At 70.5% G+C, this 23,124-nt stretch carries 22 protein-coding genes and 1 pseudogene; 17 read left to right on the top strand and 6 right to left on the bottom strand.

Translation table 11 applies throughout. The annotated features are described in order from the left end of the window. Positions 1-15: 15 nt before the first annotated feature. On the bottom strand, positions 16-1,113 hold the full coding sequence (locus ACIBQ8_RS04500; RefSeq protein WP_397191073.1) for a hypothetical protein: 1,098 nt from the start codon (positions 1,111-1,113) through the stop codon (positions 16-18). A gap of 571 nt (positions 1,114-1,684) precedes the next feature. Between ACIBQ8_RS04500 and ACIBQ8_RS04495 the strand changes: the two genes are divergently transcribed. From ACIBQ8_RS04495 to ACIBQ8_RS04470, 6 genes are all read left to right on the top strand, one after another. Next, complete coding sequence (locus ACIBQ8_RS04495) at positions 1,685-3,415, top strand: L-aspartate oxidase (protein WP_397191072.1); 1,731 nt, start codon at positions 1,685-1,687, stop codon at positions 3,413-3,415. Between the two features lie 130 nt (positions 3,416-3,545). After that, the gene (locus tag ACIBQ8_RS04490; protein WP_397191071.1) at positions 3,546-3,776 is read left to right on the top strand and encodes a hypothetical protein; all 231 of its coding nucleotides are present in this window, start codon (positions 3,546-3,548) and stop codon (positions 3,774-3,776) included. Next, on the top strand, positions 3,769-5,415 hold the full coding sequence (locus ACIBQ8_RS04485; protein ID WP_397191070.1) for a ferritin-like domain-containing protein: 1,647 nt from the start codon (positions 3,769-3,771) through the stop codon (positions 5,413-5,415). Before ACIBQ8_RS04490 ends, ACIBQ8_RS04485 begins: the two co-directional genes overlap by 8 nt. A 20-nt stretch (positions 5,416-5,435) precedes the next feature. After that, positions 5,436-6,152: an alpha/beta fold hydrolase gene (locus ACIBQ8_RS04480; RefSeq protein WP_397191069.1), complete on the top strand. Its 717-nt coding sequence runs from the start codon at positions 5,436-5,438 to the stop codon at positions 6,150-6,152. A gap of 42 nt (positions 6,153-6,194) precedes the next feature. After that, a complete protein-coding gene (locus ACIBQ8_RS04475; protein WP_397191068.1) occupies positions 6,195-7,109 on the top strand; it encodes an RNA polymerase sigma-70 factor in 915 nt (304 codons plus the stop codon). Between the two features lie 46 nt (positions 7,110-7,155). Next, positions 7,156-7,887: a hypothetical protein gene (locus tag ACIBQ8_RS04470; protein ID WP_397191067.1), complete on the top strand. Its 732-nt coding sequence runs from the start codon at positions 7,156-7,158 to the stop codon at positions 7,885-7,887. Between the two features lie 105 nt (positions 7,888-7,992). Here ACIBQ8_RS04470 and ACIBQ8_RS04465 read toward each other — a convergent pair whose 3' ends face one another. Then, complete coding sequence (locus tag ACIBQ8_RS04465) at positions 7,993-9,498, bottom strand: alpha/beta hydrolase (RefSeq protein WP_397191066.1); 1,506 nt, start codon at positions 9,496-9,498, stop codon at positions 7,993-7,995. Between the two features lie 285 nt (positions 9,499-9,783). Between ACIBQ8_RS04465 and ACIBQ8_RS04460 the strand changes: the two genes are divergently transcribed. The 3 genes and pseudogenes from ACIBQ8_RS04460 to ACIBQ8_RS04450 all read left to right on the top strand — a co-directional run. Next, positions 9,784-11,067, top strand: coding sequence for a sensor histidine kinase (locus ACIBQ8_RS04460; RefSeq protein WP_397191065.1), 1,284 nt, complete (start codon positions 9,784-9,786; stop codon positions 11,065-11,067). Beyond that, complete coding sequence (locus ACIBQ8_RS04455; protein WP_397169030.1) at positions 11,064-11,765, top strand: response regulator; 702 nt, start codon at positions 11,064-11,066, stop codon at positions 11,763-11,765. The genes ACIBQ8_RS04460 and ACIBQ8_RS04455 overlap by 4 nt, the downstream gene beginning before the upstream one ends. Before the next feature lie 203 nt (positions 11,766-11,968). Further along, positions 11,969-12,280: pseudogene (locus ACIBQ8_RS04450) on the top strand (winged helix-turn-helix transcriptional regulator); the annotation flags it as partial. A 239-nt stretch (positions 12,281-12,519) separates the two neighbouring features. Here ACIBQ8_RS04450 and ACIBQ8_RS04445 read toward each other — a convergent pair. Both ACIBQ8_RS04445 and ACIBQ8_RS04440 read right to left on the bottom strand, forming a co-directional pair. After that, on the bottom strand, positions 12,520-13,419 hold the full coding sequence (locus ACIBQ8_RS04445; protein WP_397191064.1) for a PhzF family phenazine biosynthesis protein: 900 nt from the start codon (positions 13,417-13,419) through the stop codon (positions 12,520-12,522). Between the two features lie 260 nt (positions 13,420-13,679). Further along, the gene (locus ACIBQ8_RS04440; RefSeq protein WP_397191063.1) at positions 13,680-13,973 is read right to left on the bottom strand and encodes a DUF1330 domain-containing protein; all 294 of its coding nucleotides are present in this window, start codon (positions 13,971-13,973) and stop codon (positions 13,680-13,682) included. 213 nt (positions 13,974-14,186) lie between these two features. Between ACIBQ8_RS04440 and ACIBQ8_RS04435 the strand changes: the two genes are divergently transcribed. The 6 genes from ACIBQ8_RS04435 to ACIBQ8_RS04410 all read left to right on the top strand — a co-directional run bounded on the left by ACIBQ8_RS04435 (position 14,187) and on the right by ACIBQ8_RS04410 (position 18,857). After that, positions 14,187-14,540, top strand: coding sequence for a winged helix-turn-helix transcriptional regulator (locus tag ACIBQ8_RS04435; protein ID WP_397169024.1), 354 nt, complete (start codon positions 14,187-14,189; stop codon positions 14,538-14,540). 946 nt (positions 14,541-15,486) lie between these two features. Next, a complete protein-coding gene (locus ACIBQ8_RS04430) occupies positions 15,487-15,741 on the top strand; it encodes a MerR family transcriptional regulator (RefSeq protein WP_366328834.1) in 255 nt (84 codons plus the stop codon). A gap of 108 nt (positions 15,742-15,849) precedes the next feature. Continuing rightward, entirely contained in the window at positions 15,850-16,014 is a 165-nt protein-coding gene (locus ACIBQ8_RS04425; protein WP_397191062.1) for a hypothetical protein, read from the top strand. 217 nt (positions 16,015-16,231) lie between these two features. Next, positions 16,232-17,242 carry an aldo/keto reductase gene (locus ACIBQ8_RS04420; RefSeq protein WP_397191061.1) on the top strand — a complete coding sequence of 337 codons (1,011 nt, stop codon included), beginning with the start codon at positions 16,232-16,234 and terminating at the stop codon, positions 17,240-17,242. After that, positions 17,242-17,841 carry a TetR family transcriptional regulator gene (locus ACIBQ8_RS04415; protein WP_397191060.1) on the top strand — a complete coding sequence of 200 codons (600 nt, stop codon included), beginning with the start codon at positions 17,242-17,244 and terminating at the stop codon, positions 17,839-17,841. Before ACIBQ8_RS04420 ends, ACIBQ8_RS04415 begins: the two co-directional genes overlap by 1 nt. Positions 17,842-17,921: 80 nt before the next feature. Beyond that, positions 17,922-18,857 (top strand): NADP-dependent oxidoreductase, encoded by a 936-nt coding sequence (locus ACIBQ8_RS04410; RefSeq protein ID WP_397169019.1) that lies wholly within the window; start codon positions 17,922-17,924, stop codon positions 18,855-18,857. 109 nt (positions 18,858-18,966) lie between these two features. Here ACIBQ8_RS04410 and ACIBQ8_RS04405 read toward each other — a convergent pair whose 3' ends face one another. Further along, positions 18,967-19,173: a hypothetical protein gene (locus ACIBQ8_RS04405; protein WP_397191059.1), complete on the bottom strand. Its 207-nt coding sequence runs from the start codon at positions 19,171-19,173 to the stop codon at positions 18,967-18,969. A 312-nt stretch (positions 19,174-19,485) separates the two neighbouring features. On the opposite strand from ACIBQ8_RS04405, the gene ACIBQ8_RS04400 reads away from it, so the two are divergent. Next, positions 19,486-20,400 (top strand): hypothetical protein, encoded by a 915-nt coding sequence (locus ACIBQ8_RS04400; RefSeq protein ID WP_397191058.1) that lies wholly within the window; start codon positions 19,486-19,488, stop codon positions 20,398-20,400. A 10-nt stretch (positions 20,401-20,410) separates the two neighbouring features. On the opposite strand, the gene ACIBQ8_RS04395 is transcribed toward ACIBQ8_RS04400, so the two are convergent. Next, positions 20,411-21,271, bottom strand: coding sequence for a LysR family transcriptional regulator (locus ACIBQ8_RS04395; RefSeq protein WP_397191057.1), 861 nt, complete (start codon positions 21,269-21,271; stop codon positions 20,411-20,413). Positions 21,272-21,640: 369 nt separating this feature from the next. Here ACIBQ8_RS04395 and ACIBQ8_RS04390 point away from each other — a divergent pair, with 369 nt between their 5' ends. Further along, on the top strand, positions 21,641-23,059 hold the full coding sequence (locus ACIBQ8_RS04390) for a serine/threonine-protein kinase (protein WP_397191056.1): 1,419 nt from the start codon (positions 21,641-21,643) through the stop codon (positions 23,057-23,059). The last annotated feature ends 65 nt before the right edge of the window (positions 23,060-23,124 follow it).

The following is a 23,124-nucleotide window of genomic DNA, read 5'->3' as shown; positions in this document are numbered from 1 at the left end:
TGGCCGCCGTCCGCCTCACCACTGCGGGGCCGACGGCGTGGGCATCGCCGCGAAGTCGTAGACCTTCTTCCACAGCACGCCGCTCTTGCCGCCGGCCGAACCGTTGAGCACGTAGTAGAGATCGGTACCGGCCACCACGGCCAGCGGGGTTCTGCCGGGTGAGAGCGCGAAGCTGTTCTCCTCGTAGTAGCCGCTCCAGCCGCCGTCGCGCGAGATCATGTAACTGCCGATGGTGTTGTCACGGTCCTCGGTGATCGTGATGACGCCGTAGCCGCTCCGGGAGAGCGCGACGGACGGGCCGTTCCTCGTGTAGCCGGGGGTGCCTGTCGCATAGACCCGGAACGGATTGGTCCAGCTGCCGGTCCCGTACCGCTGCCGCGACATGTACACGTAGTTGTCGGTGCCCGTGAAGGCGAGCACGACCTGGTTCCAGGGGGCGGGGTCGGCGCTGCTGCCCACCTGGGCGGCCAGTCCCGGCGCGTCCTTGCTCCGCGCGCCCGGCACGACGCTGGGCGAGCTGTAGGTGCCGGTGTCGCCGTTGTAGTAGATCGTCCAGATGTCGTCGGTGGACTGGCTGTTCCAGGCGAGCATGAAGGAGTTGCCGGGGAGCGCGGCGGCCGCCACGGGCTCGGTGTCGGTGGTGCGCGTGTCGTTGGGGATCCTGGTCCAGCTGGGCAGCGTGGCAGGTAGCTGGTAGCTCGTGCTGAGCTGGACGCGGTGCTGGTAGACGTGGCCCTCGGTGCCGGTGTGGAAGATCCGGAAGTTGCCGCGGCCCCCGTCGTCCGTCCAGATCACCCGCGGAGGAGTCCATGTCTGCGCGTTGGGCAGCGAGTACGCGGGCCCGTTGTTCAACGAGATCCAGATGGAGTCGTTGTCGGCGCCGCGCCAGGCGTGCAGGATGTTGCCGCGGTTGTCGCGCGCCTCTCCCGGAGTGGACCTGCTGGTGATCTGCCCGCCGGCGTAGGTCACCGGCTGCCAGTCGGATCCCTCACCGGGAAAGCCCCAGGAGCTGATCGAGGCACCGCCGTCGTCGGCCGAAGCCGACGCCGTCATTCCAGCGGCAGAGGCGATCAGCGACACGGCCGCGATGAACAACCTCTTCTTGACGAACATCTCTTCTCCCGCATCGTCTCTCGAATCGACGTCCATCGCGCCGTTGGCCCGGCGGTGACTCATGGACCGTCATGACAGAGACAAAATGCGGCAGGCCGCCCGTGACATGACGCTCGTCACACCACCGTCCCGATCGCCGGCCTTCGAGCCTGGCGAAGAGCTTGCGCGGGTGCCATTCGACGGTGTGCTTGCGCCGCGTACCGGGCCAGGTAGCCGCTGCCCGTCACGGTGCGCAGCACCATTGGCGCGGTCGCGGCGCCAGGCGCTCGCCGGCTCTGAGCAGGAGCGGGAAGGCGGAGCCTGCGCTTCTGGAGGATGCCTGCTCGCCGCCGGCCTCGCCCGCTGCCTTTGACAGCTTTCGCGGCGGTCTGTCACATATCGCGACGCTGTCCGGTCCTAGTGGGCGTTCGCCCAGGAGCCTGGCCGAGGCGGGCTGGTTGCTCCGGCTCGCCCACGTCGCCGAGCGTCACGGCCTGTTCACGATCATCCTGCCGGGCGAGAGCGTCCTGGCCGGGTGCGTCGTCGCCGTCGTGTCGCCGCCATCTGGGCGGCACGTGACCGAAGGAGCATCATGTACGCGTCAGAGAACAGAATCGCCACGTCCGTCCTGGTCATCGGGACCGGCGGGGCCGGGCTGCGGGCGGCCGTCGAACTCGCCGAAGGCGGGGTGGACGTCCTCGCGGTCGGCAAACGGCCGAAGGCGGACGCACACACCTCGCTCGCGGCAGGCGGCATCAACGCGGCCCTCGCCACGATGGACCCCGCAGACACCTGGCAGCAGCACGCGGCCGACACTCTCAGGGAGAGTTACCTGCTGGCCAACCCCGAGACGGTGCGCATCGTCACCGAGGGGGCCGCACGCGGCATCGAGGACCTCGTGCGGTACGGCATGCCGTTCGCACGCGAGCGGGACGGACGGATCTCCCAGCGCTTCTTCGGCGCCCACACCTTCCGGCGCACCGCGTACGCGGGGGACTACACCGGACTCGAGATCCAGCGCACGCTGATCAATCGGGCGGCCCAGCTCGACGTCCGCGTCCTGGACACCGTGTACATCACGCGGATCCTCGTGCGCGACAACGCGGTCTTCGGCGCGTACGGGTTCGATCTGACCGACGGCAGCCGCTACGTCATCCATGCCGATGCGGTGATCCTGGCCGCGGGCGGCCACACCCGGATCTGGCGGCGCACCTCCTCGCGGCGTGACGAGAACACCGGCGACTCCTTCCGCCTGGCCGTCCTGGCCGGCTGCCGCATCCGCGACCCCGAGCTGGTGCAGTTCCACCCCTCCGGTCTCATCGCGCCGGAGAACGCGGCGGGCACGCTGGTCTCCGAGGCGGCCCGGGGCGAGGGCGGGGTCCTGCGCAACCGGCTCGGCGAGCGGTTCATGTCCAGGTATGACCCGGAGCGGATGGAGTTGTCCACGCGCGATCGGGTCGCGCTGGCCGCATACACAGAGATCAAGGAAGGTCGCGGCACCCCGGACGGTGGCGTGTGGCTGGACGTCTCGCATCTGCCGCGCGAGACGATCATGACGCGGCTGCCTCGCGTCTACCAGACGCTTCTGGAACTGCAGATGCTCGACATCACCAAGAAGCCGATCGAGGTCGCGCCGACAGCGCACTACTCGATGGGCGGCGTCTGGGTGCGTCCCGAGGACCACGGCACGGGCGTCGACGGCCTGTACGCCATCGGGGAGGCGGCCAGCGGCCTGCACGGCGCCAACCGCCTGGGCGGCAACTCCCTCATCGAGCTCCTCGTCTTCGGCCGCATCGTCGGCCGGGCGGCGGCGGAGTACTCCGCGGGGCTCGACGCGCAGCGCCGCTCCGCCGAGGCGCTCGCCGCAGCGCGGGAGGAAGTGGACGAGCTCCTGTCCGCCGACGGCCCGGAGAACGTGCGGTCGCTGCAGCGCGCTCTCCGCGACATCATGACGGAGCACGCCGGAGTGGTACGCGACGAGGGCGGCCTGCGGAAAGGCCTCGCCGAGCTGGCCGCGGTCGAGGCGCGCATCGGCGGGATCGGCGTGCACCCGGACATCGCCGGCTTCCAGGACCTGGCCCACGCCTTCGACCTGAAGTCCGCGGCGCTCGCCGCGCGCGCGACCATCGAAGCCGCGATCGAGCGCCGTGAGACCCGCGGCTGCCACAACCGCTCCGACTACCCGGAACTCGACCCCGCACTGCAGGTCAACCTCGTGTGGTCCGGCCCCGGATCGGTGGAGAGGGAGAGCATCCCGCCGATTCCCGCCGAGATCACGGCGCTCATGCGCGAGGTCTCCACCGTGGGAAAGCTCGTCGAATAGCCGGATCTTGTCACAAATGCCGGGGCTGTCCTGTCTTAGCTGGCGATCGGGCCGCATCACCGAACGGGGGATGCGTGCGAGCCGGCGCCGGGCCGGATCGCCGGGCGACTGTAGATCCCTTGGAGGAGACATGAGCACCCCGAACGGTGAGAACGAGTTCCTGTACGAGCTCCACGTCGAGATCGAGGAGGAGCTGACCCTCGTGGAGGCCGGCCACCCCGAAGAGGAGGTGGGGCGGCCGGTCACCGAGTGGCTGTACGACCCGACGGACGTCGATCGCGAGAGGATCGCCCTGCGGGGGCTGCGCGACGCCGTCGAGGTGCTGGAGAACGGCACGCGGCCGGGTGGCGACGTTGCCTGAGCCGCGGATCGGCACGCTCGGCAGCCTGCGCGAGCACCTGCAGTGGGCGATCGAGCTGGAGCACGCGACCCTGCCGCCGTACCTGACCGCGCTGTACTCTCTCGACCCGGAGCGCAACCCGGCGGCCGTCGAGGTGGTGAGCAGCGTCTTCGTGGAGGAGATGCTGCATCTCGCGCTGGCGGCGAACCTGCTCAACGCCGTCGGCGGCGCCCCGCGGCTCGACACGCCCGAGATGCTGCCGCCTCACCCCCGCAAGCTGCCCCACGGCGACCTCGACCTGTCGCTGGTGCCGTTCGGCCCGGAAGCGCTGGAGATGTTCCTGCGCCTGGAACAGCCGGCACCGCCAGGCGCCCCGCCGGAGGACGACGACTACGAGACCATCGGCCAGTTCTACGCCGCGATCGAGCAGGGGTTGCGCCACTTGTGCGACACGCTCGGCGAGAAGGAGGTCTTCTCCGGCGACCCGGCTCGGCAGGTGAGCGGCGCCCACTTCCGTCACACCGGCGGCAGGCTCGTCGCCGTCACCGACCTCGCCTCCGCGCTGGACGCGCTGAAGGAGATCGTCGAGCAGGGGGAAGGCAACGCCCGCGGCGAGGTCTGGGACGGTGACCAGGACGAGGTCGCCCATTACTACCGCTTCATGGAGCTGAAGCTCGGCCGCCGCTACCGGCGCGGGGACACCCCCGAGTCCGGGCCCACCGGTGAAAAGCTCCCGGTGGATCTCACCGGGGTGTTCCCCATGACGCCCGACCCTGCGGACCGCGCCGCGCAGGAGGAGTTCGACCACACCTACTGCGCGATCCTCCATCTGCTGGAGCTGGCCTTCAACGGCAGCCCCAGGATGCTCGCCGTCGCCACCGGGGAGATGTACGCGCTCAAGGCCCAGGCGCAGGGGCTGATGCAGCGGGGCGGCCTCACCTTCGAGTACGTCCCGCCTGAGCTGCGCCGCTGGAGCGCGGGCGACCACCAGCGGATCGTCGTGCTCCGGGACGGGCCATACGTCGTCCACGGTCGTGTCCCCCTGCGGCGCAAGCGGAAGATCGTCTCGGCTGAGCAGAAGAACGCGCTCACCTGGAAGACCGGGGAGCCCCTGGAAACCGAGGAAACCTATGCGCTGTGCCGCTGCGGCCGTTCGGGCGCCAAGCCGTTCTGCGACGGCACTCACGCGCTGACCGATTTCGACGGCACGGAGGCCGCGCCGATGCGGCCCTACCAGGAGTTGCAGCACGTGCACGACGGCGTCGGCATCTCCGCGCGGCGGGTGGGCGAGCTGTGCGTGCACGCCGCCTTCTGCATCGGCCGGACCAGGCCCATCGCCAAGATGCTCGACGACACCGCCGACAGCGACGTGCGCTCCGACATCATGGGCCGCATCGATCACTGCCCCTCCGGCTCCTACAGCTATGCCCTCGAACGCGGCGGCGAGACGATCGAGGCCGACCTCCCGCGCGCCATCTCGGTGCTGGAGGAGGAGGACGGGCTCGCCGGCGCGCTGTGGGTGACCGGTGGAATCCCCGTCACCCGATCGGACGGCCTGCCGCTGGAGACCAGGAACCGGATGACGCTGTGCCGTTGCGGTCACTCCGGCAACAAACCGCTCTGCGACGGCACCCACCGCGAGATCGGCTTTCACGAGTGAACAACCAGAGAGGCAATCCCATGAACCAACCAGTCGTTCTCCTCGTCCACGGCGCCTTCGCAGAGTCGGCCGGCTGGAACCGCGTCATCCAGCGCCTGCGGGGAAACCAGCTCACCGCGGTCGCCGTGGCCAACCCACTGCGCGGCGTGGAGGGCGACGCCACCTACCTGCGGGATGTGATCGGCGGCATCGGCGGCCCTGTCGTCCTGGTCGGCCATTCCTACGGCGGCATGGTGATCAGCCAGGCGGCGGTGGGCAACCCGGCCGTGCGCGCGCTGGTCTACGTCGCCGCCTTCGCCCCCGAGCCGGGCGAGAGCGCGCTGCTGCTGTCGAGCAAGTTCGAGGGCAGCACGCTCGGCCAGGCGCTGCAGGTCTACCCGGTGGCCTCCGGCGGCGACGAGTTCCGCATCGACCCCGCCAAGTTCCACCGCCAGTTCTGTGCCGATCTCGACGCCGAGGAGGCCGGGCTGATGGCCGCGACGCAGCGGCCGGTGACCGAGCGCGCCCTGTCCGACGGGCTCGCCGCCGACGAGGCGCCCTGGCGCACCGTCCCGTCCTGGTTCGTCCACGGCGACCAGGACCGCAACATCCCGGCCGCCGCACTGCGCTTCATGGCCGAGCGCGCGGACTCGCGCGGCACCCGCGAGGTCGCCGGCGCCTCCCACGCGCTCGCGGCCTCCCGGCCCGACGCCGTGACAGCGACTATCCTCGACGCTGCGGACCACGCGCGAGGCTGACGAACCCCTGTTCAAGCCGACGGGCGAATCGATGTGGGGCACATGAACACGGAATCCCCGGACCAGGCGGACGCTCTCGATCGGGCGGCCTCCGCCTTCATCGAGCTGCGCCCGCGGCTGTTCGGCATCGCCTACCGGATGCTGGGCAGCGCGGCCGAGGCCGAGGACATCGTCCAGGAGGTGTGGCTGCGCTGGCAGGACACCGACCGCGAAACCATCGAGAACCCGCCGGCCTTCCTGGCGCTGGTCACCACCCGGCTGGCCATCAACCTGGCGCAGTCGGCGCGCGTGCGGCGGGAGTCCTACATCGGCCCCTGGCTGCCGGAACCCGTGGACACCAGCCTGGACCCCACCGTCGGCGCCGAACGCGGCGAAGCGCTGGAGCTGGCCTTTCTGCTCCTGCTGGAAAGGCTCAATCCCACCGAGCGCGCCGCTTACGTCCTGCGCGAGGCATTCGACTACCCCTATCCGCAGATAGCGGAGATCCTGCGGCTCACCCCGGTCAATGTCAGGCAGATCGTGAGCCGCGCCCGCAGGCGCGTGACCGCCGTCCGCCACGAGCCCATCGACAGGCTCCAGCACCGGCGCCTCCTGGAGACGTTCCTCCACGCCGCCCAGACGGGAAACGTCGGCGCCTTGGAGAAGCTCTTCGCCGCCGACGTCGTCAGCTCCTCCGACGGCGACGGCATCAGGGGATCGGCCAAGTTCCCCGTGCTGGGCACCGAGCGGGTGGCCAGGTTCGTGGCCGCGTTCTCGCCGCGGTTCTGGCCGGGCACCGCCATCACGTGGGTCGAGATGAACGGGCTGCCAGGCGTGCTCGTCACCCAGGACGGCAGGGACGTCGCCCTGCTCGCCGTCGAGGCATCCAGGGAGGGGATCCACCACCTGTTGTGGATTCTCAACCCGGCCAAGATCGAGGCCTTCAAGCGGTCTCGCAGCCGCTTTGTCACAACGTAACGGGCTGTCCGGTCTTATCTGCCAACGATGAAGGAGGCGGCAGACCATGACCGAGGCGGGCGCCGAGTCGCTGGCGGAGATGCTCGACGAACGGCAGCACCTGCTCGAGATCGCTCTGTGCATGTTCGGCTCGGACGCCACGGCGGACCACGTCGTCCAGGAGACCTATCGCCGCTGGTACGCCCTCGACGAGGAGGAGCGCGCCGCCGTCGCGGTGCCGCGCGCCTGGCTGACGCGGACAGCGGGAAGCATCTGCCTGGAGCTCGTCGCCGCCCCTGACCCTGCCCCCGCCCCCGCCCCTGACCCTGCCCCTGACCCTGCTCCCGACGCTGCCCCCGACCACGTGCCCGGCGGCCGGGGGACCCGGTTCCAGCCCGTGCCGTACCCGGCCTCGCGCCAGGCCGGGTACGGCACGGAGATGCTCGCCAGGCACGAGCGGGTGGCCCGCCGGTTCGCCTCGGCCTGCCAGGCGGGCGACACCGAGGCGCTGCGGGAAGTCCTGGCCGCCGACGCGATCGTCGTCAGCGATGGCGGCGGCAAGGTGCGCGTCGCCGTACGGCCTGCTTACGGCGCGGACGCGGTCGCGCGGGTCGTCACGGCGTTGCTGATCGGCCAGCCAGGAACCGAGCCGGCCATCGGATTGGTGAACGGCAGGACGGGGCTCGTGCTGCGGCGGGCGGGCAAGGCCGTGGCGGTGGTCAGCGTGAGCGTGGCCGGAGCCGAGGTCACGGCGGTGTGGATCATCCTGAACCCTGACAAACTCCAGCGCTGGCGCTGAAGGGCATACCGGTGCACGACCAGATCCTCTCCACTGACACGACTACAACGGGGTGGGCGTCAGGGCGCTCTGCTCCACGCGCGTCACCGTCGACCCGAGGTGGTGTCAGACGGCCGGGCGGTCGCAGGTGACGTCCTTGCCGGGCAGGGCGCCGTCGACCAGGTAGCTGGTCACCTTGGTGTCGACGCAGGCGTTGCCCGCCGCGAGGTAGGCGCCGTGGCGGAAGGCGTCGTTCAATGTGATCATGCGGGAGCCGGTCAGCGCCCGGTGCATGGCCTGCTGGCCCGGGTAGGGCGTCGCGGGGTCGCCGGCCGCGCCGACGATCAGCGCCGGTACGTCGTTCCCGATCCTCGTGGGCGCCTCAAGCGGCTTGACCGGCCAGAACGCGCACGGGGTGATGTTGCGGGCGAGCGGGCCGAACAGTGGTTCGGCGGCACGGTGCCGCTGGATGTCGCGGTAGTAGGTCGCCGGGTCGCGGGGTACGGCCCGGTCACCGCACAGGATCGCCGTGCCCGCCCGGTCCGAGGCCTCTCCGGAACCGGTGAACAGGCCGTCGAGGAACTCCTTCAGCGAGGCGGGCGGCGGTGTCTCGCCGCCGCGGCTCAGCGCCCGCGCCTCCTCGGCGAGGACGGCATAGGACTGCGGGTCGTCGCTGTAGAGACGCGCGAACAGCCAGTACGGCACGACATGGGCGTCGACACGGTATCCGCCGATCTGCACGGGACGCCGGTTGATCTTCTCCACGGTCGTCAGGACGGCGTCACGCGTCCCGCCCAGCCCGTACTTCTCGTCATGTGAGGCGGCCCAGGACGCCCAGCGCCGCAGCGCGGCGTCCATCGCGGGGGCGGCGCGTGAGAACATGCGCGGGCCGTACACCCGCGGGTCGACGGCGCTGTCGAGCACCACCCGGTCGGCCCGCGAGCCGAACATTTGCAGGTAGGTCGCGCCCAGGTAGGTGCCGTAGGAGTAACCGAGGTAGGACAGCTTCCGCTCGCCGAGCGCGGCCCGGATGACGTCCATGTCGCGTGCGGTGTTCCTGGTCGTGGCGTACGGCAGGGTCTGGAGATTGCTCTCGGCGCAGCCCGCCGCCAACTGTTCGGCGAGACGCACCCCCTCGTCGAAGGCACGCCGGTCGGGTCCCGCCGAGCGGAGGAAGGTGTCGGTCTGCCACCGGCAGCTGATCGGTGTGCTGCGGCCGACGAATCGGGGGTCCATGCCCACCAGGTCGTAACGGGCCGCGACCGCGGGCATCTCCTTGCCCAGGAGCGGCATCGAGAGGCCGGCGCCTCCCGGCCCGCCGGGGTTGAGCAGCAGGACGCCGCGGCGCCGCGAGGAATCGGTGGCCTTGATCCGGGAGAGCGCGATGGAGAGGGTCCGCCCCTGCGGCCTGCGGTAGTCCATCGGGACCAGGACGGTGGCGCACCGAGCGCCGGCGGCGTCCATCTGCCGGCCCATCTGATCGCCGGGTCCGGTCGCGCAGGAGCGCCAGGTGATCGTCTGATGGTGGAAGCGGTCCAGGGGGGTGGCGGCCTGTGCCGGTCCGGCGGCGCCCAATCCGATTCCGGCGGTGAGGGCCATTGCGGCAGCCGTTCCACTCTTGATGAGGAGCATGCGTCGTTCCTTGGTGAAGGGGTTGTTTCCTGCGGATCCGGCGCGCGTCGGGTTTCGACGCTCCGGTAGTGATGTGTCCGGGCCCAGGGGTGCCCCCCTGTTGATCATTGATCACCGGCTGTATCCAAAACTAGGGCTCTGAGCAGCCACTGGGCATCGTGCGGAAGGTCGATCCGGGCCCTGCCACCGGCACACCAACCGTCCGCTTCTCTGCAACCGCTGCCCTAACGACGACTCCTCCCAAAGGAGGACAAAGCGGTTCATGGTGGCGGCTACCTTCGTCTCATGAACGTGGTGCGACGATGGGGCCGCTGGTGGCGCGGCTTGCCGGTGATGGTCGCCGACAGCCTGCTGGCCGGTGTGTCGACCGGGCTCGCGGTGACCCAGGCCGCCTTGTCGGCCCATGACCCGGTCGTGCTGGCGTACCTGCTGGCGGTGCTCACCAGCGCGCCGCTGGTGCTGCGCAGGCGCCACCCCGTCGCCGTCCTCGCGGTGATCACGGCGGGCCTGATCGGCTGCGGCCTGGCCGGCTACCCCAACGGATTCCAGGCTCCGCCGGTGCTGGTCAGCCTCTACACCGTCGCGGCCTACCGCCGGGAGGGCCACCGCGACGGCGTCCTGGCCCTGGCGTTGATGGCGGGCATCCTCGTTCCCGACCTAGTCAGGTCCGGGCTGACCTTCGCGATCCTCAAGAGCCTGGTCGAGAACGCGCTTCAGCTCGGCGCGGCCTGGGCCATCGGGGAGGGGGTGCGCAGCCGCAGGCTGCGCCACCAGGATCTCATCGAGCACGCCCGCCACCTGGAGATCGAACGCGAGGAGAAAGCCCTGCGAGCGGTCGCCGAAGAACGCGTGCGCATCGCCAGGGAACTGCACGACGTGGTCGCCCACCACCTGTCGGTCGTCTCGATCCAGTCCGGCGCCGGCGGCCGCCTGATCGACACCGAGCCCGACGCCGCACGTGAAGCGTTCACCGCGATCGCCGCCACCACCCGCGAGGCGCTGGCCGAACTCCGGAACATGCTGTCGGTCCTGCGCCTGACGTCCGACACCGGCGAGGACTCCTACGCCCCCCAGCCGGGGTTGGACCAGCTGGACAGGCTGCTGGAACGCTCCCGCCTGTCGGGCTTGTCGATCCGGCGGGAGACCTCCGGTCAGGCACGCCCGCTGCCGCCCGGCGTGGACCGGTGCCTGTACCGCATCGCCCAGGAATCATTGACCAACGTGCTCAAACACGCCCCGCACGCCGACGTGACCCTCACCCTGACCTACCACCCCGCCGCCGTCACGCTGCAGGTCGGCGACAACGGCCCGGCCGCCGCCGGGCACAGCGCCGCCGACGGGCACGGGCTGATCGGCATGCGCGAACGAGCCACCCTCTACGGCGGTACCCTCACCGCCGGCCCACGTACGGACGGCGGCTTCACCGTGAGCGCGCACCTGCCCGCCTCCCCACTCGCCGAGCCCCTCTCATCGCTCGCCGAGCCCGCCTCCTCGCTCGCGGAGTCCGCCTTCGCCGCGGCTCGCCCCCACCAGCAGCAGAGCGCACCGCGAGGGGGAGCGTCCCGATGACCGGCCCTGACACCGACCGCGGGACCATCCGTGTCCTGGTCGTCGACGACCAGGCCCTGGTCCGAGCGGGCCTGGTCGCCCTCCTCCGCACCGACGCCGCTCTCGCTGTCGTCGGCGAGGCCGCCGACGGCCACGAAGCCATCGCCCAAGCCGCGGCGACCGCCCCGGACGTCATCTTGATGGACATCCGCATGCCCAACCTGGACGGGGTCGCCGCCACCCGCCACATCCTCGCCCACGCCGCCGGCCCGGCACCGAAGATCCTCATCCTGACCACCTTCGACCTGGACGAACACGTCTTCGCCGCCCTGCGCGCCGGCGCCTCGGGATTCCTGCTCAAGGACACCCCCGCCGACCAGATGCTGGCCGCGATCGCCACGGTCGCCCGCGGCGAGGTGCTGCTGGCGCCCAGCGTCACCCGGCGCCTGGTCCACCACTTCGTCACCACGCCCGAACCCAACCGGCGCCGGCCCGAGGAACTCGCCCGGCTCACCAGCCAGGAGACCGCCGTGCTGCACCTGGTCGGCCAGGGCCTGACCAACCAGCAGATCGCCGCCCGCCTGGACATCGCCGAGGCCACCGTCAAATCCCACCTGGGCCGCCTCATGACCAAGCTCAAGCTGTCCAGCCGCGCCCAGGCGGTGGTCGTCGCATACGAGACCGGCTTGATCGTCCCCGGAGCCGGAGACCGTACCTGATGCTCGGCGACTCACCGGTCCGGGAGCACCGGCCGGGATCTCCGTCGTGATCAACGACGGCGCCACCCTCACGTGGGTGCTGCGGAGGCGCCAGAACTGTCGTGTCATGTCCGAGCGTCCGCGAGCCTCCGATTTCTGAATCGTCCTGGGCAGCGTGACAGGGGAGGACGAGCCACCCAACCGCGTGCTCCTGGGATCCTGTCGTCCTCTCGGCCCCGCGCCTGGGGCCGACGCGACGCAAGGAACTGCTCGCGAGGATCGCGGGAGTCAGCGACAAGGTGCTGACCCAGGCGCTACGACGTCTCCAGGCACGCGGACTCGTCGTGAGAGGCAACAGCGCCGATCAAGCGTCGATGCACACAGGCGCGGTCTACCGGCTCTCCACGCTGGGGGAATCGTTCACCAGCAGCCCCCTGGTGCCCTGCAGGCCGGCGAGGCGGATCGGACCGGGCTTGACGGTGGCTCGGCTGGATCACGACGCTGACCCGCCTGGTCAGCGAGGTGCGTCGGGCTGAGAGCGCCCGGCTGTACGGGCTGCTGGCCGAGCGGCCCCGGCCGAGACCGCCGCGGCGTTCCGGTGCCGTTAACGCCCTTGTCGCAGGCCGCGAACGAGAACGGCGCCGGACAAACCCGCAGCGCCGTGGCCGCCAGGTTGAGCGTCTCCCGATGGACGCTCAGCCGCGCCCTCGGCGCCGTGTCCCGCTGGCGCCCGGCGCCGGGAGCCAGCGCTTGACCGTAGCGGGCAGTCCCAGCCTCATGCGCGGATCGCAGGGGAGACGGTCTGGTCGTCGCCTCGGCGGACCACTGCCAGCCCGCCGACCCGGGTCGTGATGCCCGCCGGCACGCGCCGGGCCGAGGCGAGCACGCTGGCCGGTCGACCGAGGGTGTCACCCTGCTCCACCTCGATCGCGACCGTCTGCGCCCCTGTCGTGTCGAGCAGGTGGGCGGCCAGGCAGCCGGTGCTGTTGGCGTTGGCGACGTCCTCGTCGACACCGATCGCCGGCGCGAACATCCGCGCCGCACCCGGTCGGTCGCCCACCGGCGGTACGTACACGAAGCAGCCGAGGAGCCCGTACCGTCTGCACGCCGCTGTCAGCTCGCCGAGGTGTGGGCGGACTCGGAACAGCGCCGACCGGTCGCGGACCGGCGCCAGCATGCGCGGTGCGCCGGGCGCGGCGATCCGTGGCGCGTCGGCCGGATGCGGATCGTCCGCGGTGAGGCCGAGCGCGGTGACGATCGCGGCGCGCTCGTCCGGCGCCGGGTGACGCAGCGCGACGAGGCCCTGGTCGAACCACACCTCGATGCCGGCGGAGCGGCGGATCGCGACGGTGTCGAACGTGCGTCCGCCGGTGTGCTGGCGGTCGTTCAGCTCGCTCAGCGCGGTGCGGGTCAACCGGACGGCCTGCGCGGCAACGGTGCCGTGGCCGCAGCCGGGCAGTTCGGCGGTGACGGTGAAGAACCGGACCGGCCGGCCACCGTCCGGCGTCCGCCCTGGGCCGAGGAACGCCGCGTGCGAGGTGCCGGCCGCAGCAGCGACCGCCCGCCGGTCCGCGTCCGTCGCCGCCGGGTCGTCGTCGGTGACGGCCGTGGGGCTACCGCCCCGGCCGTCGCGCCGCACGCACGCATCAACCACTGTGACATTCGGCCAGGACATCGGCCCCCCTTCGACACAAGGAACTGGCAGCCGTGAACGGCCTGGCCGCAACGGACGACCGAACGAGTCCTGGAGCGTACCGGCCCGCCTCAGCCGGTGCCGTCCTGCACCGGACAGCGGATGATCACCGCACTGCCGATGGCGTGGCCCATGGATGATCTCAGACATCGACACCGCTGATGCTGGACAACCCCGCCGACAACGTTGAGCGCCGTGCGCGCATCAGGTGACGGATGCTCGGGGAGGGCCGGGTCCGCCGGTCAGTCGATGCCTTCGATGATGCGGAAGTCGCGCTCGAAGCCGTCGGGGAGGGCCACCAGCGCCTTCTTGTACGCCTCGCTCTCGTAAGCCTCGACGGCCTGTTCAAAGCTGTCGAACTCGATCAGAACGACGCGTTGCGCGATTCCGGCCTCGTGGGCGACGACTCGACCGCCACGGGACAGGACCCGCCCGCCCGCAGCCCGGACGGCCGGACCCGCCAGCTCGTTGTAGGCAGTCAGCGTCTCAGGGGCGGGAATGGCGGGATAGACACTGACCCAGTAGCCCTTGGCCATGGAAACCTCCTGTGTTCGGCCGGACACGTCCGGCTTCGCCCGGTGACAAAGCGCCGGGAAGTTGTGAGGACGTGCCGATCCGGCCCGGCTCGGGTCGCCACCCGAGGCTGCCGGTTCGCGTCCCGGGGAGCCCTCAGTGCTTCGGAAATCGAATCAACGCGACACACGTTAGTGTGTCGGATATCGAAGCAGCAAGACGGGACGGTACGACGGATGGCGGCACCCAGGCCGGGACGGGCGGTCCGAGGGTCGAGCACCGGCCGGCCGCTGATGGCCGCCCTCGACCTGTTCGGCCGCAGGTGGAACCTGCGGATCGTCTGGGAACTGCGAGACGGGCCGGTCGGGTTCCGTGCGTTGCAGGAGCGCTGCGACAACATGTCCTCCAGCGTGCTGCGGCAACGGCTGACCGAGCTGCTCGACGCCGCCCTCGTCGAGCAGCACCCGGACACCGCCTATGCCCTCACTGAGCTGGGCCACGGTGCCTATCGTGCGCTGCGCCCGCTCGCCGGGTGGTCCGCAGAGTGGGCCGCGACCCTCAACGCCGCCGGTCCGGAAGACGCCCGCTAGCGCTTCGACGGGCTGAGTGCGGGAACCTCGGCAGTGGCCTGGCGCCCCTGATCGCCGCCGGGGCGCAGATGCCGCCGGACCAACTGGCTGCTGGCCGACAGTATGAGCTGAGCGCCGCCCATCTGCAGTGCTTGGGCCCTGACTCCCAATGGCTGTCACCGGTCAGTGATTGAAGCTGGGCCGGTGGGTCGGCCTTCGGCTCGGAAGCGTCCCATTCGGTGAGGACAGCTCGCACAGAGGCGGAGCTCTTACTCAAGGGTGCAAGAAAATCTGTAGTCGCCACAGTAGACATTCGCGCTGTGGGGGACTAGAGTTCCTGACATCGCAAGGGATGGATCCACGAGGGCAGCGCAGTACGAGCACCATGACGGGGCTGCCCGGACGGACGTGGACAGCAGTACAGCAGTACGGAACGAGGAAGAGGGCAGAAGGTCGGACTGCCGCGGCCAGGTGGTTGAGCAAGAGGGCCGGGGCGGTGGACGCGCTGCCGTTTTGCAGGAAGTCGGCACCAGCGGTCAGGGTGCCGAGGTACGGATAACCGGAAGGGAGTGTTGAACGCCATCAGGATCGCCCGTCGCCGGCCGCATGTCGCCGCACGGGTACCGCAGCTCCACGAACAGGACGGTGGTCTACGGTCACGCTTACGCGATCCCCGCGTCCCCGCATCTGGCGGCTGGCGCGGCATAAGTGAACCGCCCCTGCAGCACGCAGGCAGGGCCGGTCGATGGTGTTAAACCTCTGGGCCCCGGCGCATCATGGCGCCGGGGCCCCTGTTCGCATTCGGGAAGGTTGAATGGATCAAACATCTCAGGCAACGGTCAGCGCTTCCAGGCGGGAGCAGCCCCGCCCCACCGGAGCTCACCCGGCCACTCACCCGGCCCAGGCGGTCGAAGAGGCCGGCAGTCTCGGGCGGCGGCTCGATGATGAGGACTATCCCGCCTACAGCATGGGGCGGGCCGCCGAAATCCTCGGCGTCACCCCGGCGTTCCTGCGCAGCCTCGGCGCCGCCAAGCTGATCGAGCCGCTACGCAGCGAGGGCGGCCACCGCCGCTTCTCCCGCTACCAGCTGCGCCTGGCCGCCCGCGCCCGCGAACTCGTCGACGCCGGCACCCAGCTGGAAGCGGCCTGCCGCATCATCATCCTGGAAGACCAGCTCGCCGAGGCGCTGCGCATCAACGAAGAGCTCCGCCGGCGTCACTGACCGCTCCGAGCCCCCGGTCACGCCCGGGGGCATCAGGACAAGCCGCGCCCTGAAATGGCAGGTAGCCCCGGCAATTCCGGGACAGTCCGACCGGCGCGGCGCCGGCCGTTGAAGCTGACCGCCCAAAGAGGTCCCGCGACCGAGGGCTACAGCTCTCTCGAAAGCCTGGCCATCTCCATCGCCGTGCACCAGGACGACATGGTGGCGCGCGTGGCCGGCGAACTCGACCACCAGCTCGTCGGCCTGCTGCTCCACCAGGTCAAGGATCCCTGACCGGCGGTTCTGTCCAGCGTGCCGGTGGTGGACCTGAGCGGCGTGACCTTCTGCGACCCCACCGGCAGCAGGCCGTCGCGATCAGGATTGCTCCCGCCGCAACGGCAGGTGAGCACTCACCTCGGAGAACCCCGCCGACACCAGATCCCGCCTGGCGAGAAGAGGTAGCAAGTTACAAGTTTTGACATCTGTTACCAACCCGCTTAGCGTTTCTCGTATGGAGCAGAGGACACTCGGCGCCGACGTCTGTGTGGGGGCTGTCGGGCTCGGTTGTGCAGGCATGTCCGGTGCGTACGGACGCAGCGCCGACGAGCAGGGCATCGCGACGCTTCGCGACGCGCTCGACGCCGGGATCACGTTCATCGACACGGCCGACCACTACGGGATGGGGCACAACGAGACGCTCATCGGGCAGGCGCTGCGCCCCGCCGATCGCGACCGCGCCGTGCTGAGCGTGAAGTTCGGCGCGTTGTTCGGTGTGGACGGCAGCGTCCGCGGCGTCAACGGCCGGCCGGACGCGATCCCGAACTTCCTGGGCTACTCGCTGCAGCGGCTGGGCACCGATTACGTGGACATCTATCGCCCGGCCAGGCTGGACCCCGCGGTCCCGATCGAGGAGACCGTCGGCGCCGTCGCCGAGATGGTGCGGAAGGGCTACGTGCGCGGCATCGGGCTGTCGGAGGTCGGCGCCGAGACGATCCGCCGCGCCCACGCCGTGCACCCGATCACCGACGTCCAGATCGAGTACTCGCTGTTCAGCCGCGGCGTCGAAGACGAGATCCTGCCCACCTGCCGCGAGCTGGGCATCGGCGTCACCGCCTACGGGGTGCTCGCCCAAGGCATGCTGACCGGCACGTGGCGGCCGTCGGCCGGCGACGCACGGCATCGCGCACACCTGCCCCGCTTCGCCACCGGCAACATCGAGACCAACCTCGCGTTGGTCGAGCGGCTTCGGGAGATCGCCGCCGCCCGCGGCGCCACGGTCGCGCAGCTCGCGATCGCGTGGGTGCTGGCGCAGGGGCGCGTGCACCGGGACATCGTCGCGCTGGTCGGGGCCAGCCGGCCGCACCGCGTCACCGAGGCGGTGGACGCCGCCGGCCTGCGGCTGACCGAGGCCGACCTGGACGCGATCGAGCAAGCCGTCCCGCGAGGGGCGGTCGCGGGAGAACGCTACGTCCCCGCCCTGCTCGCGCTCCTGGACAGCGAGCGAACGGGCGGCAGGCGCTGATGCCCGCCCGAACCCCGCTGGACGCGAACGCCATCCTGGCGGCCACCGAGGAGATCCTGCGCCGCCACGGACCGGGCAAGGCAACGGTCGTCGACGTCGCCAGGGCGCTCGGGGTCAGCCACGCCGCCGTCTACAAGCACTTCCCCTCCAAGCAGGCGCTGCGCGAGGCCGTGACCCGGCGCTGGCTCGACCGCAACCGCGACGCCCTCGCCGTCATCGCCGCCGACCGCGCGGTCCCGCCGGCGCGACGGCTGCGTACCTGGCTGCACGCCGTCCTGGCCGCGAAGCAGGCGAAGATCCGCGAGGACCCGGAGCTGTTCGCCGCCTACGGAATCCTCGCGGCCGCGCACAGCAGCGTCGCCACCGACCACGTCGCCGACCTCCTGGGCCAGCTGACGGCCATCATCGCCGACGGCGCCGCCGACGGCAGCCTCCGCACGGACGACGCGGAGGCCACCGCCCGCGTGGTCTTCAACGCCACTGCCAAGTACCACCACCTCGCCCACGCGGCCGAATGGCAGAACCCCGGCATCGGCGCCGAACTCGACGAGGTGTGCAGCCTCCTGCTGGAGGGCCTGCACGCCCCCACATCGCCGTAGCCGGACCAGGCCGCTCACCGGCCGCGATCGGCCCTGCCCATCGCCGCCCAGGCGGCAACCGACAAGGAGTGCGAACGACCATGGTTCAAGCAATCGGCGTTACGCGGCCGGGCGGACCGGACGCCCTCGGCGAGCTCGACCTGGACGCCGAGCCGATCGGTCCCGGTCAGGTCAGGATCCGGGTGAGCAGCGCCACGGTGAACCCGGCCGACGCGATGATCCGTTCTCGTCCGCGGCAGGGTGAGGCCGACGCGGTACGGGTGCCGGGCATGGAGGTCGCCGGCGTGATCACCGAGATCGGTCCCGCCGTCGACCGCCCGTTCGCGATCGGGGACGCCGTCATGGCCATCGTGGTGCCCTCGGGCCCGCACGGCGGCTACCGGGCAGACCTGGTCATATCGGCACGCTCGGTCGCGAGGATCCCGGCCGGGCTCTCGGACGTCCAGGCCGCCACCATCCCGATGAACGGGCTCACCGCCCGGCTCGCGCTCGACACGCTGGCGCTCCCGTCCGGCGCGACGGTCGCCGTCACCGGCGCAGCCGGCACCGTCGGCGGGTACTTCGTCCAGCTCGCCAAGCAGGACGGGCTGGTCGTCGTCGCCGACGCCGCCCAGCAGGACGAGACCTTCGTCCGCGAGTGCGGAGCCGACGAAGTCGTGCCGCGGGGGGACGACTTCGCCGCGACGGTCCGCCGCCGCCACCCGGGCGGCGTGGACGGGCTCCTCGACGCCGCCGTGCTGGAGGCCGCCGCGCTCTCTGCCGTCAAGGACGGCGGCACGGTCGTCACCGTCCGCGGTTACCAGGGCGACGGGACCGGCCGGGTCCGCGTCGTCCCGATCTTCGTCCGCGACTACGTCGAGGCCGCGGCCGAGCTCGACCGGCTCGCCGCACTCGCCGGTGAAGGACGGCTCACCGTGCGCGTGGCCGGCGAACTGCCGGCTTCCCGAGCCGCCGACGCGCATCGCTCGCTCGAACGGCGCGGCGTTCGCGGGCGGTTCGTCCTGCGGTTCGGCTGACCGATCCGCGCGCGTCCGGCGATGTCGCGCAGGCTCATCTCCTGATCACGCCGATGGAGGGCCATGGCGAGCATGGGCTCATGGGTGACGCCGGTCAGGCCCTCGCCTCTCAGCGCCGCGCCCGGACGTAGGCACGGATGAAGAGGACGGCGAACCCGGCGGCGGCCGTGGCCAGCGCGGTCATGGCCTGCACGTCGTCCATGAGCGCCGCATAGACCGCCAGCACGAGGCAGATCGCCGCGCCGGTCAGGGAGACCTTCCAGAAAACGGGCGGCGCAGGCGGCCGCGGAGGCTGGCCGGGAGGCGTGATCGTCATCCTTCACATCCTGCCTCGCAAGCCGATCGGGTGCGCGGCCGATTCCGCACTTCCGGCTCGCCGGGCGAGCGCTCGGCCGGATGCGCGGTCAGCTCTCAGCCGGCCACCGGCGCATGGCCGACCTCCGACGGTCGTCGAACGTCGGTGCTCACGACCGCGACCTGGTCGCGGTTCACACGGAAGTGAGCCATATCGAGAAGTGTCCCGGTGATCCCAAGAAAGTCTTGGACGAGCGGTTACTGAAATCGTTTTCTGGAGGGGCTGGAGCCGCACCTCCCCTCGTCACCCCGCTCCGGCACCGGAAGGAGAACCATGAGGTCGTTGCGCATCCTGGCCGTCGTCACCGTGACGCTGGCCCTGACGACGAGTCCGGCGGCGGCTCAGTCACCGCCGCCCGGCCGGGACAAGCCGGTCACCATCGTCTCCGATCAGGCGGGCGAAACCTTCACCGAGTCCGTCAGCGCGGCGGATGCCGTCGGAGTCCGGACCATCACCTGGACCTCCAACACCGGCGCGAAGCTCAGGCTTCAAGGGGTGCTGCCCGGCAGCACCGTCCGGGTCGTCCACGCGGCGTCTCAGGTCCCCGGTGTGGGCCCTTCCGCCCAGGTCGCCGGCGGCCGAGCGGTCGGACTGTCCGTCACCGGACCGAACCTCAGCAAGTCCGAACTGCTGAAGTACGCCGGGTCCGGCCCCGAACCGGCGACCAGCGGGGCCGCCGCCGCCCTGAGCACCCCGGTGGACCGGAACCCGGACTGGGCGCTGGTCGCCGACTACTGGTTCGGCAACGCCCATATCTACGGCTGGTTCGGCTACTGGCTGGTCAACAACGACGGAGCCGGGAACTGGGGAGTCCTCGGCCAGATCTGGCACAGCGCCTACGACCTGGCGAAGGGCACAGAGATCAAACAGACCTGGCAGTGGACCTACGTCCCGCCCGGCAACGCAATCATGGACCAGGACCCCAAGTGGACGCAGTTCTTCGAGCCCTGCCGGCAGCAGCCCATCTCCGTCAGCATCTTCGGCTTCTCGGTCGGAGGCAGCATCTACAACTGCCGGGGCCAGGTCGACCCCTGGGCCTGGGCCAACAGCAACGACACCGGCGTCGGGGTGAGCTGGAAGGGCAAGAGCGGCTACACGACCATCGGCGGCGCGATCGACTTCGCCATCTACAGCCCCTCGACCGCGGCCTGGAATGTCTCGGGCTGGGTCAGACTGATCGATGACTGACCGCTGACACTCAGGAGCAGTCCTGGGCCCAGGCGAGGCTCGCGGCGATGTAACCGGTCACCAGCGGCGAGTGATCGGTGCTTCGCCTGGCCAGGACGAGGTGGGTCGAGGGATGATCGGCCAGCGGGACGTAGCGCACGCCCGGGACGGGATTCGTCCGCGTCGTCCGCTCGGGAACGAAGATCGCGGCCTGCTGCCACAGGACCGCGTGCAGCCCCTCGCCGAGTGATCGCACCACCGGACCGTCGCCCGGAATCTGCCAGAACTTCACCCAGGTGGGGTCCGCCTCGCTGGGCAGCCGGACGGTCCGATGGCCGTACAGGTCGGCGCGGGCGAGTGAGAGCCGGTCGGCCAGCGGGTCGTCCATGGGAAGCGCCACGTATATCGGCTCCGCCCGGACCGCGTGAACCGCCAGCCCGGTCTCGTCGAACGGCGTGAACGTGATCGCCACGTCGACCTCGCCGCGCCCCAGCCCGATCGTGGGATCGGCGACGTTGCCCTGGCGAAGCTGGACCCGCGAGGCCGGATACCGCTGGTTGAAGCTCCGGGCAGCCTCGGCCGACAAGGACGACTCGGCCGGGCCCAGCACGCCGATCCGCAGTACCGGCTCGCCGTTCGCCTGCCGTACTCGCTCGACCGCGCCCGCGGCGGCGGCGAGCAGTCCCCGGGCCTCCCTGAGCAGCACCTCGCCGGCCATGGTGAGGATCATCCCGCGCGCGGTGCGGACGAACAGCGCGCATCCCAGCTCCGCCTCCAGTTCGCGAATGCGCTGACTCAGCGGCGGCTGGGAGATGAACAGGCGACGGGCGGCGCGTCCCACGCTGCCCTCTTCCGCGACGACCACAAAATACTGCAATCGGCGTAAGTCCACACGCGCGACGGTATATCGAAATCTTGACCATGGATCTACCGGAAGGGGATGAATTTGATTGGGAGAGAATGGCGCGAATGCGGGTCGTGCCGGCGCAGGCCGCTCCCGGGCAGGTGCTCTCGAACTCGCCGCGTCGTCGGCGATCGTCATCTTGGCTTATTGTCCTCTTCCCGCGGGGCGACGTGCGAAGATCTTGCTTGGCTCGTCAGGCACGTTCAAAAGGTGACAAGGCGTGATGTGCGCCGTGCTGCCGGGGGTGTACAAGTTGCCGTCATCGGTGCATGCCCGCTTGCTCCACCCGGCACGTACGATCCGACCGGGCATGCCTGATCGACTGTTCGTGCCGAGGGCGATGGCGGGAGACGGGGCATGACTTCGAGGCTGGCCGGTGACGTGGTCGGTGGGCGCTACCGGCTTGCCGCCGAACTGGGGTCCGGTGGTTTCGGACGGGTCTGGCGGGCTCGCGACGAGACCCTCGACGTGGACGTCGCGATCAAGGAACTGCGACTGCCGCCGTGGATGCCGGAAGCCGAACGAGCCGAGCGGCTGGCGCGCGCCACGCGCGAGGCCCGCAACGCCGCCCGGTTACGCAAGCACCACGGCATCGTCGCGATCCACGACGTCGTCATCGACGACGGCCTTCCCTGGATCGTCATGGAACTGGTCGAGGGCTGCTCGCTGAGCGAGCACGTCCAGCAGCACGGACCTCTCCCGGTGGACAGGGCCATGGAAGTCGCCGCGGCACTGCTGACGGCGATCGGCGCGGCACACCGGGAAGGTGTCGTGCACCGCGACATCAAACCGGCCAACGTCATGCTCGACGAGGACGGAAAGGTCCTGCTCACCGACTTCGGGACAGCGATCCACCACACCGACACAGCACTGACCGCCACCGGGATGTTCATCGGCTCGGCCGAGTACGTGGCACCCGAGCGGTTGCGCGGCAGCGACGACCTGCCCGCCGGGGATCTGTTCTCCCTCGGCGTGACCCTCTACCAGGCCGTCGAGGGCGTCTCGCCGTTCCGTCGCGCCACCCAGGAAGCGACGCTGGCCGCAGTACTCCTGGAGGAGCCACCGGCGCCGCGACGAACCGGGCCGCTCACTCAGCTCATCACCCGGCTCCTGAACAAGGACCCAGCTCTCAGGCCGACCGCCGCCGAAGCCCTGGACATCGTCAGAGACATTGCAGGTGAGCAGCCTGCAACCACGGCCCACGTGGGGCGCGACACCAGGATCCTCCCGGCTCGGCCGGTGAAGTGGCGGCCCGTGGGACTTGCCGCGCTGGGGGTGGTCATGACGGCGATGGTGCTCATCACCGTCCTCGGCGTCGCCGGACTCCCGGACAACGGCGACACGTGGGAGTACTTCGAGAGGCGCAGTGCCGACGCCGTGCTGTCGATCGCCGTTGCCGATGTCGTTCTCGCCGGCCTGGCGTGCGCCAGTCTCGCGCGGTTCCTGCCGGCGAACGTCGGCTACGTCGTCACCGTTGTCGTCGGCGTCGCAGGGCTCGTCTTCGGCTGTGGCGCGACGGCATTCGCCCTCCACGGCGCCGCAGAGATCCTTCAGGACGCGAAGGCGTTCTCCGAACGAGCGCCCGAGATGGTGTCGCTGGCTTTGATCAGCATCGTCGTCCTCGTCGCTGCGGGGTCGGCTTGGAGCTCACAACTCCTCCTCCGATGCGGAACGATCAGAGGTCGAACACGATGGATGGCGCTTGGCCGCTTGCCGGGATCGCGATCGGGCCGGCCCAGCGGGTCGCGGTCGTCGTCGGCGCGCCCGTCACGGTAGATCCCGCCGAGGCCGATCCAAGCGGTCCGCCGCTGCTCGCCCTGGGATGGAGGTCGGTCGATGTC

The organism is Nonomuraea sp. NPDC049646 (assembly GCF_044465525.1).
Taxonomy (GTDB): domain Bacteria; phylum Actinomycetota; class Actinomycetes; order Streptosporangiales; family Streptosporangiaceae; genus Nonomuraea.
Note: the sequence above shows the minus strand (reverse complement) of the source record. Positions and strands in the feature narration are given on the sequence as shown.